The organism is Rhizobium sp. Rhizsp42 (genome assembly GCF_047304155.1).
GTDB lineage: Bacteria > Pseudomonadota > Alphaproteobacteria > Rhizobiales > Rhizobiaceae > Rhizobium.
Window position 1 is genome coordinate 51451 of the sequence record NZ_JBGLYS010000025.1, and the last position, 15965, is coordinate 67415.

The 15965-nt window shown below is 61.8% G+C and carries 13 protein-coding genes; 7 read left to right on the top strand and 6 right to left on the bottom strand.

All coding sequences use genetic code 11. From position 1 onward, the window contains the following. Positions 1–49 precede the first annotated feature (49 nt). Positions 50–2611, bottom strand: coding sequence for a GcvT family protein (locus ACCD05_RS21545; protein WP_413395224.1), 2562 nt, complete (start codon positions 2609–2611; stop codon positions 50–52). Between the two features lie 275 nt (positions 2612–2886). On the opposite strand from ACCD05_RS21545, the gene ACCD05_RS21550 reads away from it, so the two are divergent. Both ACCD05_RS21550 and ACCD05_RS21555 read left to right on the top strand, forming a co-directional pair. Beyond that, a complete protein-coding gene (locus ACCD05_RS21550) occupies positions 2887–3915 on the top strand; it encodes a CorA family divalent cation transporter (RefSeq protein ID WP_113199456.1) in 1029 nt (342 codons plus the stop codon). Positions 3916–4077: 162 nt separating this feature from the next. Continuing rightward, positions 4078–4566 carry an RrF2 family transcriptional regulator gene (locus ACCD05_RS21555; protein WP_413395227.1) on the top strand — a complete coding sequence of 163 codons (489 nt, stop codon included), beginning with the start codon at positions 4078–4080 and terminating at the stop codon, positions 4564–4566. A 163-nt stretch (positions 4567–4729) separates the two neighbouring features. On the opposite strand, the gene ACCD05_RS21560 is transcribed toward ACCD05_RS21555, so the two are convergent. Next, positions 4730–5737, bottom strand: coding sequence for a porin (locus ACCD05_RS21560; RefSeq protein ID WP_111564079.1), 1008 nt, complete (start codon positions 5735–5737; stop codon positions 4730–4732). Positions 5738–6079: 342 nt separating this feature from the next. Next, positions 6080–7168: an NAD/NADP transhydrogenase subunit alpha gene (locus ACCD05_RS21565; protein WP_413395229.1), complete on the bottom strand. Its 1089-nt coding sequence runs from the start codon at positions 7166–7168 to the stop codon at positions 6080–6082. A gap of 269 nt (positions 7169–7437) precedes the next feature. Between ACCD05_RS21565 and ACCD05_RS21570 the strand changes: the two genes are divergently transcribed. The 5 genes from ACCD05_RS21570 to ACCD05_RS21590 all read left to right on the top strand — a co-directional run bounded on the left by ACCD05_RS21570 (position 7438) and on the right by ACCD05_RS21590 (position 11661). Next, the gene (locus ACCD05_RS21570; protein ID WP_413395231.1) at positions 7438–9489 is read left to right on the top strand and encodes an NAD(+) synthase; all 2052 of its coding nucleotides are present in this window, start codon (positions 7438–7440) and stop codon (positions 9487–9489) included. A gap of 150 nt (positions 9490–9639) precedes the next feature. Then, positions 9640–9771, top strand: coding sequence for a hypothetical protein (locus ACCD05_RS21575; RefSeq protein ID WP_280638479.1), 132 nt, complete (start codon positions 9640–9642; stop codon positions 9769–9771). A gap of 31 nt (positions 9772–9802) precedes the next feature. Continuing rightward, a complete protein-coding gene (locus ACCD05_RS21580; RefSeq protein ID WP_209234812.1) occupies positions 9803–10069 on the top strand; it encodes a hypothetical protein in 267 nt (88 codons plus the stop codon). 113 nt (positions 10070–10182) lie between these two features. Beyond that, on the top strand, positions 10183–10650 hold the full coding sequence (locus ACCD05_RS21585; protein ID WP_111564083.1) for an RrF2 family transcriptional regulator: 468 nt from the start codon (positions 10183–10185) through the stop codon (positions 10648–10650). A 273-nt stretch (positions 10651–10923) separates the two neighbouring features. Next, positions 10924–11661, top strand: coding sequence for a metallophosphoesterase (locus ACCD05_RS21590; RefSeq protein ID WP_413395234.1), 738 nt, complete (start codon positions 10924–10926; stop codon positions 11659–11661). Here ACCD05_RS21590 and ACCD05_RS21595 read toward each other — a convergent pair whose 3' ends face one another. The 3 genes from ACCD05_RS21595 to ACCD05_RS21605 are packed head-to-tail and all read right to left on the bottom strand — an operon-like array spanning position 11662 to position 15936. After that, the gene (locus ACCD05_RS21595) at positions 11662–14019 is read right to left on the bottom strand and encodes a polysaccharide biosynthesis tyrosine autokinase (protein WP_112980731.1); all 2358 of its coding nucleotides are present in this window, start codon (positions 14017–14019) and stop codon (positions 11662–11664) included. A gap of 4 nt (positions 14020–14023) precedes the next feature. Beyond that, positions 14024–15031 (bottom strand): glycosyltransferase family 2 protein, encoded by a 1008-nt coding sequence (locus tag ACCD05_RS21600; protein WP_413395236.1) that lies wholly within the window; start codon positions 15029–15031, stop codon positions 14024–14026. Continuing rightward, positions 15028–15936 carry a glycosyltransferase gene (locus ACCD05_RS21605; RefSeq protein ID WP_413395275.1) on the bottom strand — a complete coding sequence of 303 codons (909 nt, stop codon included), beginning with the start codon at positions 15934–15936 and terminating at the stop codon, positions 15028–15030. Before ACCD05_RS21605 ends, ACCD05_RS21600 begins: the two co-directional genes overlap by 4 nt. Positions 15937–15965: the final 29 nt, after the last annotated feature.

A 15965-nucleotide genomic window follows, 5' to 3' on the forward strand; every position in this document is an offset into this window, starting at 1 on the left:
AGATCCCGCGGGCTGTTTTGTTTCGGATTTTCTGAGCCGGGGCCTGAAATCAGGTGCGCGGCTTCAGGTTCTCAGGGTCGTAGATCGGCTTGTAGCCGACGCTGACCACTTCGACCGGATAGGTCTCGGCGAAATACTCGACATTCAGCTTGCGGCCGACCTGGCAGTATTCCTGCGGGAGGTAGGCAAGCGCGATGTTCTTGCCGACCGTCGGGCCATAGGCGACCGAGGTCGTGTAGGAGATGCGGCCGAGGCTGTCGACCAGCGACTTGCCTGTTTCCGGATCCATGACCGGCATGGAGCCGACGGGGTAGCGCTTGACGCCCTTGCTGTCGGTGTTTTCGGTCATGACGAGGGTGCAGAGCATCGCCGGCTGGTGTTCGCGGGCCTTGTATTCCAGGTGCTTGGCCTTGCCGCGGAAATCGGCTTCCTTGACCTTCGGGCGGGCGAGGTCGGCTTCCAGCAGATTGTACTGGGTGAGCAGGTCGCCGTTCTGCAGGCGCAGCGACTTTTCCATGCGGCGGGAATTGGCATAGGTCTCGACGCCGAAGGGCATGACGCCGGTGGCGCGGAGCGCATCCCAGACGGCGAGGCCATCCTCGTACTTCATGTGCAGTTCCCAGCCCTGTTCGCCGACATAGGAGATGCGGAAGGCGGTGACCGTCTTGCCGGCGATCTCGATCGGCTTGATGGCCGCGAAGGCGAAGTTTTCGGGATCGAGCGCTGCCGGATCGGCGACCACCTTCTTCAGCGTGTCACGGGCATTCGGGCCCCAGATGCCGATCGTGATGAACTTTTCCGAGACGTCCGTGATCGTCACGTCGAGGCCGCGATCTTCTGCCACGCGCTTCATGTAGTGGAAGTCGCGCGGGCCGGCATCGGCGCCGTTGATGAGGCGGCAGCGGTCGGCCATGCGGATGACGGTGAAGTCGGCGCGGACCATGCCCTCGTCATCGAGGAAGTGGGTGTAGATGCCCTTGCCGATGTTTGCGTCGCCGCCGATCTTGGCGGCGCAGAGCCATTCCAAGAGCTCGACATGATCGGGACCTTCGAGGTCGACCATGTGGAAGTGGCTGAGGTTGACGATGCCGCAATCCTCGCTCATCGCCAGATGCTCGGCGTTGGAGACGCGCCAGAAGTGGCGGTTGTCCCATTCGTTTTCGCGCACCGGAACTTGGGAACCGTATTTCTCCAGCAGGTGCTCGTTGGCCTTGTAGCCATGTGCACGCTCCCAGCCGCCGAGCTCCATGAAGTAGCCGCCGAGTTCCTTTTCGCGCTCGTAGAAGGGCGAGCGCTTGGCGTTGCGGCCCGACGCGTAGGGTTCGCGGGTGTGGACGGCGGGGAAGTAGATCTTCTGCGCGGCCTCATAGCAGCGGCCGGCGATGAAGTCCTCGGTCAGCTGGTGCGGGTAGAAGCGGGAATAGTCGATCGAGTTGTGGTCGATCTCGGTGCGGCCGTCGGTCATCCAGTCGGCGATCAGCTTGCCGTAACCAGGGCCGTCCTTGACCCAGATGGCGACGCAATACCACAGGCCGCGCACCTTCTGGCTCTCGCCGCAGGAGGGGCCGCCGGCGGCGGAGACCTGCAGCAGGCCGTTGAAGGAGTGGCCTTCGTTATAGCCGAGTTCGCCGAGGATCGGCGTCAGTTCCATGGCCTTTTCGAGCGGCTCGAGGATCTGCTCCATTTCGAGATCGCGCTGCGAGGGCGAGAGGCGCGCCTCGTGCTTCTCAAGCAGTTCGCGCGGGTGGCACATGCGCGGATTGGTGGTCTCGTAGTAGCCCCACTCGATCTGGCCGCCTTCAGTGGTCTTCGGGTCGCCGGTGTCGCGCATATAGGCGGAGTTGCCCTGGTCGCGCAGCAGCGGATAGCCGATTTCCTTGCCGGTGCCTTCGAACTCGTTATAGGGGCCGAAGAAGGTGAGGGGGTGATCGACCGGCATGACCGGCAGGTCCTCGCCGACCATCTCGGCGATCAGGCGGCCCCAGAGGCCGGCGCAGACGATGACGTGATCGGCCATGATCGTGCCGCGATGGGTGACGACGCCCTTGATGCGGCCGCCTTCGACGATCAGCGACTGGGCCGGCGTGTTGCCGAACATCCTGAGCTTGCCGGATTTCTCGGCAGCATCGACCAGCTTGCCGGCAACGGTCTGCGAGCGCGGAATGACGAGGCCGGCGTCGGGGTCGAACATGCCGCCCTGGACCTGGTCTTCCTCGATCAGCGGGAACATTTCCTTGATCTCAGCGGGAGAGACGTAATGTGCCCGGGTGCCGAAGGCCTTGGCGGAGCTCAGCTTGCGCTTGATCTCTTCCATCCAGGCATCGTCGCCGGTGCGGGCGACTTCCAGGCCCCCGATGCGGGAGTAGTGGCCCATCTTCTCGTAGAAATCGATCGAATACTGGGTGGTCCAGACCGACAGATAGTCGTGTGATGTGGTGTAACAGAAGTCCGAGGCGTGGGCGGTCGAGCCGATGTCGGTCGGAATACCCGACTTGTCGATGCCGACGATGTCGTCCCATCCGCGCTCGATCAGGTGATGGGCGATGGATGCGCCGACGATGCCGCCGAGACCGATGATGACGACCTTAGCCTGCTTAGGAAACTCTGCCATTGAGTGCGACCCTGATTGAATATTGAGATCGGATTTTAGGGATAGAAACGCGACGTGTAGAGCCTGTCTACGACATAATTATCAAACTGCACGACCAGAGCCATGTGGCTTGTGGATGACGGGCGCGGGCGAGGTGCGCTTTCGCGGTCTTCGAGAGCTGACCGGTCGCTGTCGGACAGGGTCGATGTTGCGTCGTTTCCGCGACATGGTAGAATCCTGCTAATATTCAGAGAGTTGGCTCTATTTCCGTCACCCCCGGCGGGCAAGGACCGGCAATGAAGACTGCGAGTGCGCCGATGGCAAGCTACGGTGTCGAACCAGGGATACGCTTTGCGTTGCTCCTTGATGGGCGAGGCGGCTGCAGGCAGATCGACATGGATGATGTCTGCGCCTGGAAGCCGGGCGATGGCGTGATCTGGCTACACTTGGAGCGCGATCATCCGGCTGCCGCCGAATGGGTGAATGCCAAGGGCGGTTTCGACAGTTTCGTGGCCGAAGCGCTGCTGGAGGAGGAGACGCGGCCGCGCGTCGAACCCGTAGACGATGGATTGCTGATCATTCTGCGCGGTGTTTGCGCCACCGCCCCCGACGAGGCCGAGGAGCCGCATTCCGGGCTCGATCTGGTGCCGCTGCATCTGTGGGTGGATGGCGACCGTGTCGTATCTCTGCGCGACAGCGGCCACTATATCACGGCGCTTCGCGATATCAGGGCGGCGTTGGAGAAGGGCAAGGGGCCGCAGCGCAGCGGTGACCTTCTGGCGCTGATCGGCGAGAAGCTGGTGCGCGACCTTGAACCCGTTCTCGACGGCATGGACGAGGAGGTCGACGAGCTCGACGAGATGATCTTTCACGGCGAGGCGAGCGAGGTGCGCGAGCGGCTGAAGCTCCTGCGCCGCCGTTCCGTGCAGCTTCGCCGCTATCTGGCGCCGCAGCGCGACGCGCTGAACCGGATCGAGCACGACGACGCGCCCTGGCTGCTCGAACGCGACAAGCTCAGGTTACGCGAAGTGATCGACAAGCTGATGCGCTTCATCGAATATCTCGACGCGATCCGCGACCGCACGGGCATTTTGCACGACGACCTATCGACCGTGATCAGCGAGCGCATCGCCCGCAATTCCAACCGGCTGGCGGCTCTTGCGGCGCTGCTTCTGCCGCCCAGCGTGGTGGCCGGGCTGTTCGGAATGAATGTCGGGGGGATACCCGGGGTCAACGACACCTGGGCGTTCATCGTCATCGTCGGTTTCGTCACCATCACGTCGATCGCGACGCTGTGGGCGCTCCGGCGGATCGGCTGGCTCTAGCTTGGGCGAGTGGTAGCCGGATATCAAACAAGCGTGATTCCGAGCCTGCTTCATTGACAATGCAATTTCGGAGGAAATATCACTTCCTCTACCGCTGCAGCGTGTGGCTTCCTACATCCGTGTCCCCGCCACCTGTTGCCTTCAACAAGGCTGAAGATCAGCATGATCGATACGCGTTTTTCCACGGCGATGCAGATCGTCGTCAGCGTCGCCGTCAACGACGAAGCCGGCGTGCGCTCGACGAGCCAGTCGCTGGCGGCGGGTTTGGACACGAATGCGAGCTTTGTGCGCAAGCTGCTGCCGCCGTTGACGGAGAGCGGCATTCTGGTTTCGGCAGCGGGGAGCAAGGGCGGGATCAGGCTGGCGCGGCCGAGCAAGGAGATACTGCTCAGCGAGATTTACGCGGCCGTGACGGGAAACAAAAAGCTCTGGGCAACGCGCCACGAAATCCCGCATGCGGGGCTGGTGGGCGAGAATATCGGCGATCTCTCCGAGTATCTCTGCGACCGGGCGGAGCAGGCCGTTGTTGATATGCTGGGAGCGGTGACAGTCGAGGATAGTGTGGCGGAGCTGCGTCGCCTCGATGTGGAGCGGCACAAGCTTGATGCAAGCGCGGCACCAGCGGCCGATCAACGCGATGCCGCCGAGTAGACAATTCAGCCAATAGCAAAAGGTGGCTCAGCAGGGAAACCGAACCACCTTCCGTAAACTGATCGGAGGTCAATCTGATCAGAAACACCTGATTCGGGCGCCATTCCTCGCTCACGCCGGATCAGAGGATCCAGCGTGATTGAAGAGTGGCGCCCGACGATTATTAGAATGCGCGCTGCAGGCGGAAGAAGCCCTTGGTGATGCTGTCTGCGTTGTCGGCGTCCGTGTAGTCCACGGTTGCCTTGACGTAGAGGTTGTCAACGATCTGGTAGTCGACCGTCAGGCCGGCCTTCCAAGCGTCGTTGTTGTCACGGAACTGGCCGGCAGTGATGCCGTAGTTGCCGTAATACTGGAACGCAGGGGTGATCTTCAGCTTGTCGGTTGCCTTGATGGCGTATTCGACAGCCACTGCCCACTCAGACTTGTTGTAGTAGGAGTTCGGGCCAGACGAGTAAACGCCAGCGAGGCCGAGCGTGCCAGGACCGATTGCAACGGTACCCATGGCGCGAACTGCACCTTCTTCGTTGTCGGTGTCGTAACCGCCGGTGATCTGGTACGTGAAGGCGCCAGCCTTACCACCGATAGCAGCGGCAACGCCGAAGTTGTTGGCGGTTTCGCCCGGCTTGTAGTAGCCGTCTTCCAGTTCGTCGATTGCGATACCAGCGTAGAAGTCGCTGGTTTCGTACTGGTAACGAATGGAGTTGCGCAGGGTAACGGAGGAGCCGATATCGTCGGTTTCGCCGGAGAGACCATCGTCCCACCAACCATAGAACAGACCAGCGCGCAGGCCAGCGATGTCGATGTAAGCGGAGTCGAGCGTCGTGGTCGTCGAAGAGTTGTCGCCGTTGTTACGGAGAACGATAACGCCGGTCAGCGGGCCGTACTCGGTGTCGCTCTTAGCGGTGAACTGAACCTGGGCGCGCGTACGAGCGTTCCAGTCCGAGGTGCCCTTCTGGTTCGGGCCGCCGTAGACTTCAAAACGGAGGTAACCGCCGACCTTGAGGCAGGTTTCCGTGCCCGGGATGTAGAAGTAGCCGGTGCCGTAAGCGTCGCAAACGCGAACGTATTCTACAGCTTCCGGTTCAGCAGCGACGATAGCGTCTGCAGCCTGGGCGCCCGAGACGGCGGCGAGAGCCGCTGCCGAGCTGATGAGCATCATACGAATAGTCATAGTTGAGTCCAATCTATTTAGGATTGGGCACAGGTCATTGCTGCCGAAAACGGCTTCTACCTACCCCAATTTCAAAACAAGCCCTCACGGGGACGTGATGTCTCCGTGACCGGCAAATTACATTTCGGCTTAAATGTATCAATTACAGATACAGTCATAATTCGTTATATTTGCGATGCAAAAAGACGGTGTTGCAGAAAGGCAACTTTCGCGACGATGAACACGGTTCATCAGCAGCTCGATCCTGATAATCAAGCTATCTCAATACTATATGGCGAAATGCTTATGCACGCCTATCGTGCTGCAATGCAATATTATTGCCGAATTACGGTTGTCCTTCGGTCATGATGCAGCACTCACGCCAGCGAATCGCTCGCCAATCAGGTGACGGGTCAATTGGTCTTTGAGGTCGAATTGAAGACGGCCGTCCGGCGTCGTCAGGCGCTCCAGCAGCTTGCGAACGCCTTCGCTGAACAGGAGGCTCGACTGGTGCGCATCGGCACTCGCTAAAGTAGTTGTTCCGAGAATGATGACACCGTTATGGGCGACGATTTCGTCCACCTTGGTTATTGTGCAATTGCCACCGGCGGCTGCCTCAAGATCGATGATAACGGTGCCCGCCGTCATGAGCGATAGCGATGCGTCGTCGATCAAAACAGGTGCGCGCCCGGTCGAGCCGCCGACACTGGAGACGATCAGCTGCATTTCCCGGAGTTGGCCGGCAAGCTGCTTGCGGCTGGCGGCGACGAGAATGTCTGCTGTCACAGCGCTTGCGCGCTCGAGTGCCGAATCGATCGCCACGAATTTCGCGCCCAATGCCTCGGCCCGTTTGCGATCGTTGTCGGTGACGCTGAAGAGATAGGTCTGGGCGCCGAGACGCCTGGCGGTGGCGATCGCCTGAAGCGCGGCCGCGCCCGTGCCCAGTGCCGCCATCTTGACCGGGCGTGCAAGGGCACCATCCATGACAAGCATCGGATGCCCGACGCCGAGTTGACGGGCGCCTTCGAGAACCGCGGCATGGCCGCAGATGGTCGCCTGTCGTGTCGCCACATCCATGCTGCCGGCATCCGCGACGCCTTCGAGGCGCGCGAGGTCGAGCATGAGGCCGCGGCTTGCCGGCTCGTCGGCGTCGAGCGGGGAGCCGAGGAAGATGAAGGTGGGTGATCCGGCGAAGCTGCGCGCGTCCAGCGGCTTGCGGATGCTGACGAAAAGATTGCACTCGCGCGCAATGGTCTCCCGGCTCGCCGGTCGCGCACCGGCGGCGACATAGGCTTCATCCTCGTAACCGGCCGCGGCGCCGCAGCCGTGCTCGAAGCGGATCGAAAGGCGTGCTGAGAGGTGGCCGATATCCTCGGGCGTCAACGCCACGCGCCGCTCACCGGGTATAGTTTCCCGGAGCAGTCCAGCGTGGACGGGAGCGAGGTTTGGCATTCAGAACTCTGTTGGTGAAAAACCGAAGGGCGCGCGCGGTCGCTATAGGGCGCTGACCTCATGGTTTTATGACAGTTTTGTAATTTTTCACCGATGATCGCGATATATTCGCGATCCGTGCAACTTCAGGTAAAATTCCGATTGAGACATGTTCCAGAAGTTTGCAAGAATGAGCCCTTAAGGAAGCAGCATTGCAAAGAGATGCGGTTTTGCGCTGCCGCATTTGGATGTAATGATCCTTGCGAAGCGCTTGGCTGCTGGAGGCATTCGTGAATTTCTATTCGGTCTATGATCAGGGATTTGTCCGCGTGGCGGCTTGCACGCCGATCTGCGAGGTCGGCGATCCTGATTTCAATTCGAAGGCGACGCTGGATATGGCGCGGCAGGGCCATCAGCAGGGCGTCGGCCTGATGGTGTTTCCCGAGCTCGGCATATCGGGCTACTCCATCGACGACCTTCTTGGACAGGATGCGCTTCTGAAGGCGGTGGACACTGCGATCGCCGAGATCGTCGCTGCCAGCGCGGCACTGACCCCGGTCCTCCTAGTGGGGGCGCCGCTGCAGCACGAGGGGCGGCTTTATAATTGCGCCGTGGCCATTCACGCCGGCCGCATCCTCGGTGTCGTGCCGAAAACGCATCTGCCCAATTATCGCGAATTCTACGAGAAGCGCTGGTTTGCCTCGGGGCGGACGGTGCGCGGCCAGACGATCCGGGTCGCCGGCGAGACCGTGCCTTTCGGGACCGACATGATCTTCGCGGCTGAGGATCGGGCGGATTTCACCTTCCATATCGAGATCTGCGAGGATCTCTGGGCACCCGCCGCGCCGAGCGATTTCGGCGCGCTCGGCGGCGCGCTCATCCTCACCAACCTGTCGGCCAGCAACATCACCGTCGGCAAGGCGGAAACCCGCAAGCTGCTCTGCGCCTCGCAATCGTCGCGCAGCCTGTCCGCCTACATCTATTCGGCCGCCGGGCCGGGGGAATCGACGACGGATCTGGCGTGGGACGGGCAGGCCTGCATCTACGAGCTTGGCTCGATGCTATCGGAGACCGAGCGTTTCCCGATGACGTCGCAAATGTGCGTTGCCGATATCGATGTCGAGCGGCTGCGGCTGGAGCGCTTGCGCACGGGAACCTTCAACGATGCCGCGACGCTCAATCTGACGCCGGATCGCGCGTTTCGGCGCATCGCCTTCCAGTTCCAGGCGCCGCAGGGCGATATCGGGTTGGAGCGTGATGTCGCGCGCTTCCCGTTCGTGCCCGCCGATGAAAGCCGGCTGGATCAGGATTGCTACGAGACCTTCAACATCCAGGTGCAGGGCTTGATGAAGCGCCTGCGCTCGACGGGGATCAAGCGGCTTTGCCTGGGGATCTCGGGCGGACTTGATTCCACGCATGCGCTGCTGGTGGCCGCGCGGGCGTACGACAAGCTCGGCTGGCCGCGCTCCGATATCTTGTGCTTCACCATGCCGGGCTTTGCCACTGGCGACGAGACCAAGTCGAATGCCTGGGCGCTGATGCGCAGCATCGGGGTGACGGCGGAAGAGATCGACATCAAGCCGTTGGCGCTGCAGCTGCTGCGCGACCTCAAGCATCCTTTCTCCGGTGGGCAGCCGGTCTATGACGTGACCTTCGAAAATGTGCAGGCGGGCCTGCGCACCGACTTCCTGTTCCGCGCCGCCAACCAGCGCAATGCGCTGGTGCTTGGCACTGGCGACCTTTCGGAAATCGGTCTGGGGTGGTCGACCTATGGGGTCGGCGACCAGATGAGCCATTATAATGTCAACGCCTCGGTGCCGAAGACGCTGATCCAGCACCTCATCCGCTGGGTGATCCGCACCGGCGATTTCGATGCCGACGCCAAGGCGACGCTGGAGCGCATTCTGGGCACGCTGATCTCGCCGGAACTCGTTCCCGCCGATGAAAACGGCGTGATGCAGAGCACGGAAGACAAGATCGGCCCCTACGATCTGCACGACTTCGCGCTGTTCTACACCACCCGTTTCGGGTTGCGGCCGTCGAAGGTGGCTTTCCTTGCCTATTCCGCCTGGAAGGATGTCGACGCCGGTGTCTGGCCGCCGCATTTCCCCGAGGACAAGCGCCGCGCCTTCGATCTTCCCGTGATCAAGAAGTGGATGGAAACCTTCCTATTCCGCTTCTTCACGATCAGTCAGTTCAAGCGCTCGGCCTCGCCGAACGGGCCGAAGGTCACGTCGGGCGGTTCGCTATCGCCGCGCGGAGACTGGCGTGCGCCGTCGGACGGCAATGCGCGGATCTGGATCAAAGAGCTGAAGGCCAACGTTCCCGATATTACGAACTGACGGAGTTGGCGGCGGCATCCTTGCCGAAGCCTGCCGGTGGCACACATAAGAGAGCATAGCTTACGGAGGTAGATGCTCGTGGAGTGTGATGGTCCTGACGAACCGTTGCGTTACGAGATCCGGCGCGAGCCCTCGGGGCGGTGGACGGTCGTGGATTCGATGACCGCGCTGCCGGCGGCAAGCGACGGGCGCGACCTGGTCGGCCTCTCCAGGGAGGACGCGCGCGATATCGCCGAGGAGCTCAACCGGAGCATCGCGCAAGGTCGTGATCCGTTGATCTGACCACCGGCGCGGAACCCGCTGGAGATGCGATATGGCGGATCATGACGATCGCCTGAACGATCAACGCGATCACGGATCGGCGGATCAGGCCGCCGAACGGCCCGGCCGTCTGGATGACAGGGAAGAGCGCATGCTCAGCGAAGGCCGCAGGCTTTCGGCATGGGCGCTGATCGGTGCGGCCGCCTTCGTGATCGCGATGATTGCGCTTGCCTTTGCCGTTTTCAAGAGCGATGGCCCCAATCCAGGTGCCGCGACGTCGCCTCCAGCCGTAGATAGGCCGTCTTCCGAGGGGCCGTAGGGCAACACTTCGCCATATATACTCTATAAACGATGTCATTTGTTGTCTCTTCGCGGATTCAGCGCTATTGCCTGCCGGATAGGAGATCACGTGAGGAGCGTAAGGTAGTCGGAATGCTGACGAAAAAAGGAAAATACGGCCTGAAGGCATTGGTCGATCTCGCAAGGCTCGCACCGGGCGAAACCGCGTTCATCAACGATGTGGCGGCACGCAACAATATTCCGAAGAAGTTCCTCGACACCATCCTCCTCGAACTGCGCAATGTCGGCATCCTTCGCTCGAAGAAGGGGCCGGGCGGTGGCTATTCCCTGTCTCGGCCGGCGTCCGAAATCCGCATCGGCCACGTGATCCGCACGCTCGATGGTCCGCTGGCACCCATCCGCTGCGCAAGCCGCACCGCGTTTGAAGCCTGCGACGACTGTTCCGATCCGGAGACCTGTCAGGTGCGCCGGTCGATGACCGATGTGCGCGACGCGATCGCCGATATCCTCGACAACATGACGCTTGAGCAGTTCGTCGCATCCGGCAACAACAACAAGTGGACCGAGAGCGACGAGACGGTGCCGATGTCGGTCGCCTGACCGACGGCGTTTCGTACTGCATCCCAGTTTTCGATGATTTCGGTCATGTGATCTGTCCCATGACCGTGCTCTCGATTCATAGGATACTCACTATATGGTGAGGGGATGGTCTTCGCGGGGTGGCTGCGCGAAGATAGCGCGTGTTTTTTTGGAAATAAGAGTGTTACTGACATTCCATTGCCCGCGTGGGCGCTGTCTTGGGTCGTGTTTGCCGCTGCCTGATGAAAGGCGCTGCCATCGCGACCCATGACATAATGCAGCATGAGGTACCATATGCCGTCGAACCCTCGCACACGGCTCCAGCTCGATCCCGGCGATATGCCGATCTACGCGATTGGGGACATTCACGGCAGGCTCGATCTTTTGCGACAGGCCGAGCAGGCGATCTTCGAGGATGCGTCGCGCCTGCCGGGGCGCAAGCTCATCATCACGCTCGGCGATTATATCGACCGCGGGCCGGCCTCGGCGCAGGTGATCTCGCACCTGATGCAGCCGGTACCTGAGGATTTCGATCGCATCAGCCTGACGGGCAATCATGAAATGATGATGCTCGACTATCTCGACGGCAAGATGTCCTACGACAGCTGGATGATGACCGGCGCGGATGCGCTGCTGCATTCCTATGGCATCGATACCAAGCAGATGCCGGTGCTGTTCCGCACGGCGTCGAAGCGGGATGCCTTCATCCGCGATTCTTTGCCGAAGGCGCATATCGAGTTCCTGCGCGCGCTGCCGATCATGATCGATACGCCGGCGGTGCTTTTCGTGCATGCCGGCATCGATCCGGCGCGGTCGATCGACAATCAGCAGGATGACGATCTGGTCTTCATCCGCCACCGTTTCTTCGAGAGCGATCTGCCGCTGCCGAAGCTCATCGTGCACGGACACACGCCGGTCGATCAGCCCGACGTGCAGGAGATGCGGCTCAACCTCGACACCGGCGCCTACCGCAGCGACAGGTTGACTGTCGCGCGGTTGTGGCAGGGCGAGGTGCGCCTGTTCTCTACCTAATCAGGCGTCCGCTTCCGCGGTTTCCCGCATCTTCGGCGTCTCTTCGGTGTAGTAGCTCGTGTACTTGTGGCGGTAACGCTCGGTGCCGCCGAAGTTGGTGAACTTGCCGAGTTCGGCCATGTCGGTCTTGTTGAGGATCACACCAAGGATTTTCGACTTGATCTGCGGCTCGGCGTTCAGGACATCGCGCACCAGATTGGTGGGCGTTGCACCCCATTCGGTCACGAACAGGAAGCCGTCGACCTGCGGCGCGAAGGCCTTGGCGTCGATGACGGGGCCGAGCGGCGCAAGGTCGACGACGATATAGTCGAACATCTTGCGGGCGTTTTCCATCAGATTGAACATGCCCTGCGAGGCCAGCAGTTCGCTGGTGTGCATCAGGTTGTCATTGGAGATGACGGGCAGGATGGCGAGCTTGGTGGTCGGATCGACCTTCACGGCGCCGGCCCACGGGATTTCACCGAGAACGGCTTCGACAAGGCCATGCTGCGGCGGCGTCTTCAGCATGCGGGTCAGGCCCGGATTGCGAAGGTCGGCGTCGATGAGGAGGGTGCGCTTGCCGCTTGAGGCGAGCAGGGCGGCGAAGTTGGCGGCTGTCGTCGACTTGCCTTCGCCCGGCATCGCCGAGACGACGCCGATGACGCGGTCGGAGCGCCCCTGGAACATGACGTCGCTGGCGAGCTTGGCGTTGCGGAGCGTTTCGGCGAAGACCGAGCGCGGCGCTTCCAGGACGACACGCATGATGCGCTCGAAGGTCGCGCCGTCGTCACCAACGGGATCGCCGGGCTCTGAGGCAAGCTGGCTCGGGTTTCGGAAGATCTTCCGTTCTCGCGGCGGCTTGCCGACCAGCGGCAGGTAGCCCAGGAACTTCAGGCCAAGGATGGTGCGGACATCACCCTCGACGCGGAAGAAGCGTTCGCGGAATTCCTGGAACACGACCAGACCACCGCCAGCCATTAGGCCGAGCACGATGGCGAGACCAAGCGTCATCGTCCGCTTCGGGCTGGACGGCGAGACCGGGACGCCGGCTTCGGAGATGACGCGGGCCTTGGCGATCGGGAAGGACTGCTGCTGCGAGGCCTCTTCATACTTGCCGAGGTAGGATTCGTAGAGCGTCTTCAGAGCGGCTGCGCGCTGTTCCAGGTCGTTCAGCTGAACAATGGACTTGTCGGCTTCCGAGTTCTTGCCGGTCAGATGATCGATATTCTGGCGGAGCGATGCTTCACGTGTGCGGGCAACTTCGAATTCGTTGCGGGCATTGGAGGCCAGCTGCTGCAGTTCCTGGAAGATCTGCCGGGTCAGATCGTCCTTTTCCGAGCGGAGTGCGACCGCCTGCGGATGATCGGCGCCGAAATTCGTCGTGACTTCCTGCTCACGCTTGCTGACATTGATGTAGCGCGTGCGCAGATCCTGGATGACGGAATTGTTGGCCTGGCCGGAAGAGATGGCGGCATTGTTGACCGCACCCTCGGGGCCGAGGTCGATGATCTGCTTGAACTGGTTGTAGCGTGCCGAGGTGCTGGCGGCGTCCGACTGGGCGACGATCAGCTGCTTGGTCAGGTCGGCCAGCTGCTGCTCGGACATGAGCTCGCCATTGGCCGAGGTCAGGCCATTCTTCGCCTTGAAATTGGCGGCCTCGAGCGCTGCCTGCTGCGAGCGTTCACGGAGGTCGGTCAGGCGCTGCTGCAGCCAGACGGAGGCGCTTTCGGTGGCGTCGAAATTGGCGTTCAGCTGGTCGCTGAGATAAGCGGTCGCGTAGGCCTTGGTGATACGGGCGGCCAGCAGCTTATCCGTGGAGCGGAACGAAACGGCGAGAACCGCGCTTCGGTTGACGCGCGACACGGTCAGCGCCTGCTGAATGAGGGCCGCTGCCTTCTGGCGGCGTCCGGCGCGGGCGTCATCCTCGGAAACTGGAGGACTGCCAGGAAGCACGGCGCTGGCGAGCAGCTTGATGCCCGACTTGACGAGACCGACCGGGGAGGCGGGCGGATCGAGGATGGTGGCGTTGTCCTGCAGGTTCTCGGCATCGACGACGCGCAGAGCGAGCTGGTTGGACTTCAGGATTTCGACCGCGCTGGCGATCTGCATGTCGACCTGCTGGGAGTTCGCCACCGGCGTGGCGTCCTGCGCATACTTGGTCATGCTGTCATCGAGCAGGACCTGCGTCATCGACGTATATTGCGACGTGGAGAACAGCAGATAGATCACCGCCAGCGTCACTGTCGCTGCAACGCAGAGCGCGATCGAGCCGACGCGGCGCATCAGGATCGCGATCAGGCGATCGATGTCGATGAAGGAATCGGAGTCGTCGGGCGCTTTTGGCAGAGAGCTGTGCAAGGTGAGGTTCCGTTGGTTCATGGCTCTATCCTTTGCGGGAACGGGTCGTGCCATCGATGGCTGTGAGGTCGGCCTGCGGGCCAATCAGTTTGCGGAGCGACGCGATAACGCGGTTGGCCCGTGCTGCGATGGGCATGCTGAGATGCCCGACAGCGGATGGGGTGCCCCAGGCTGTCCTGATCGTTCCGAGGATCGACCGGTCTTTGATATTCTGGACGAGAACGAGGAAGGCTCTTCCCCGAAGCAGGCTTTTTGCCCTGAAATCCTGGGCGGCGGCTGCTTCCGCATCCAGCGTGTGATTGCGAAGGAAGGTCTTATCTCCTTCGATCATGGCGTCGATGTGGTGAAGCGAAAGAACGCGGGAGATCGATCCTTCGCGGATATTGTAGTCGTAACCGGCAAGCGGTTCGAAAACGCAGCGTCCGCCGAGCGCCATGGCGCTGGCGAGATAGAGATAGTCCTCGCCGATCTTTAGGCTCTTATCGAAGCGAAGGGCATGGCTTTCGATGAAGGCGCGCTGAAAGATCGGCTTCAGATAGCCGAAATTATGGGTGGTTTGAAAAAGGGCGTTGGAGCGAATGAAGGCGGAAAGCGTGAGCGTCGGCATTTGCGCCAGCGCATCCTCGGCGAACATGGTTTCGGCCGGCGTGCCGTCGGTCCTGATGACACGCAGATTGTCGACGGCGATTTCGGCACCGGCCTTTTCAGCGCGTGATATCATCCGGCGCAGCCGGTCGGGATCGACCGTGTCGTCGGAATCGAGCACTGCCAGCCAGCGGCCGGTGGCAGCCGAGATCGCGGCGTTGCGCGCGGCGGACGGGCCGCCGTTGCGGGCGAGCGCGATCAGCCGGACGTTGCGGTCGGCATAGCTTTCGGCGATCGCCCTGGTTTCATCGGCCGAACAATCGTCGGCGACGATGACCTCGACCGTGACGCCGCGCTGGGCAAGCGCGCTGTCGATCGCCTTTCCGAGCGTCGCCGCCGCATTATACGCGGCGATGATAAAGCTGACGTCGGGCATGTCTTGCTTCATGCGGCCTCCGCCGTTCCGTACTGGCGGATTTCGCGCACGCCGAGCAGGCCGCTGACGACGCCGGAATGCATGACGCCGCGAAGGGCATAGCGGTAGCGCGGCACGGCCGAGAAGATGCAGGCGAGGGCGGCGGCGTAGCAGAAGCCGGCCTTTGCCGCGGCAAGCGCGATCTGCTTCGGCCGGTTGAGGCCTGTGCTGGCTTCTTGCAGCAGCCGCCCATGCGTCTGGCCGAAGCGGAAGCGGCGCTTGGCGAGCCAGGAGAGATCGGCGCGGTTTTCGGTCACGGGCTCGTAGACATAGGCCTTCTCGGCAAAGGCGATCTTGCCGCCGGCCTCATGCATGTGGCTGAAGAATTCCGTGTCTTCTCCACCCGTATGGCCGAGTGCGAGATTGAAGCGGCGGCCGGCAAGGCTCTGCGAGGAGAGGCGTAGCAGCACGTTGCAGGTGTAGCCGGTGCGGATTTCGCCGTTGACCCAGACGGGCAGCGTCGAATGGAAATCGCCGACCCGCATCCAGCGCGGTGCGGTGTCCGCGTAGACGCTGCGGACAGGTCCGAGAACGGCGTCGGCCTTCGTGGCGCGGGCGGTCGAGAGGAGCTCGACCAGCCAATCCTCGCTGGCATCCTCGTCGTCGTCGATGAAAGCCAGGAAGTCGCCGGTAGCGTTATCGAGGCAGGCGTTGCGGGCGATCGAGATGTTCGATGCCGGGCAATGTACATAGGCGATTTCGTGGGCGATGCGGGGACGAAGCGCCTCGACACGCTCTTTGGCGCTCGGGGTCTTGTCGTTGTCGGCCACGATGATGCGCAGCCGCGAGCCGGGAGGGACTTCGAGGACGGCGAGCGACAGCAGCGCTTCGTCGAGCGATGCGCGGCGATAGGTGCAGATGCCGATGTCGATCTGCAATTGTCTCGTCTGCTGCTTTTTTGTCTGCT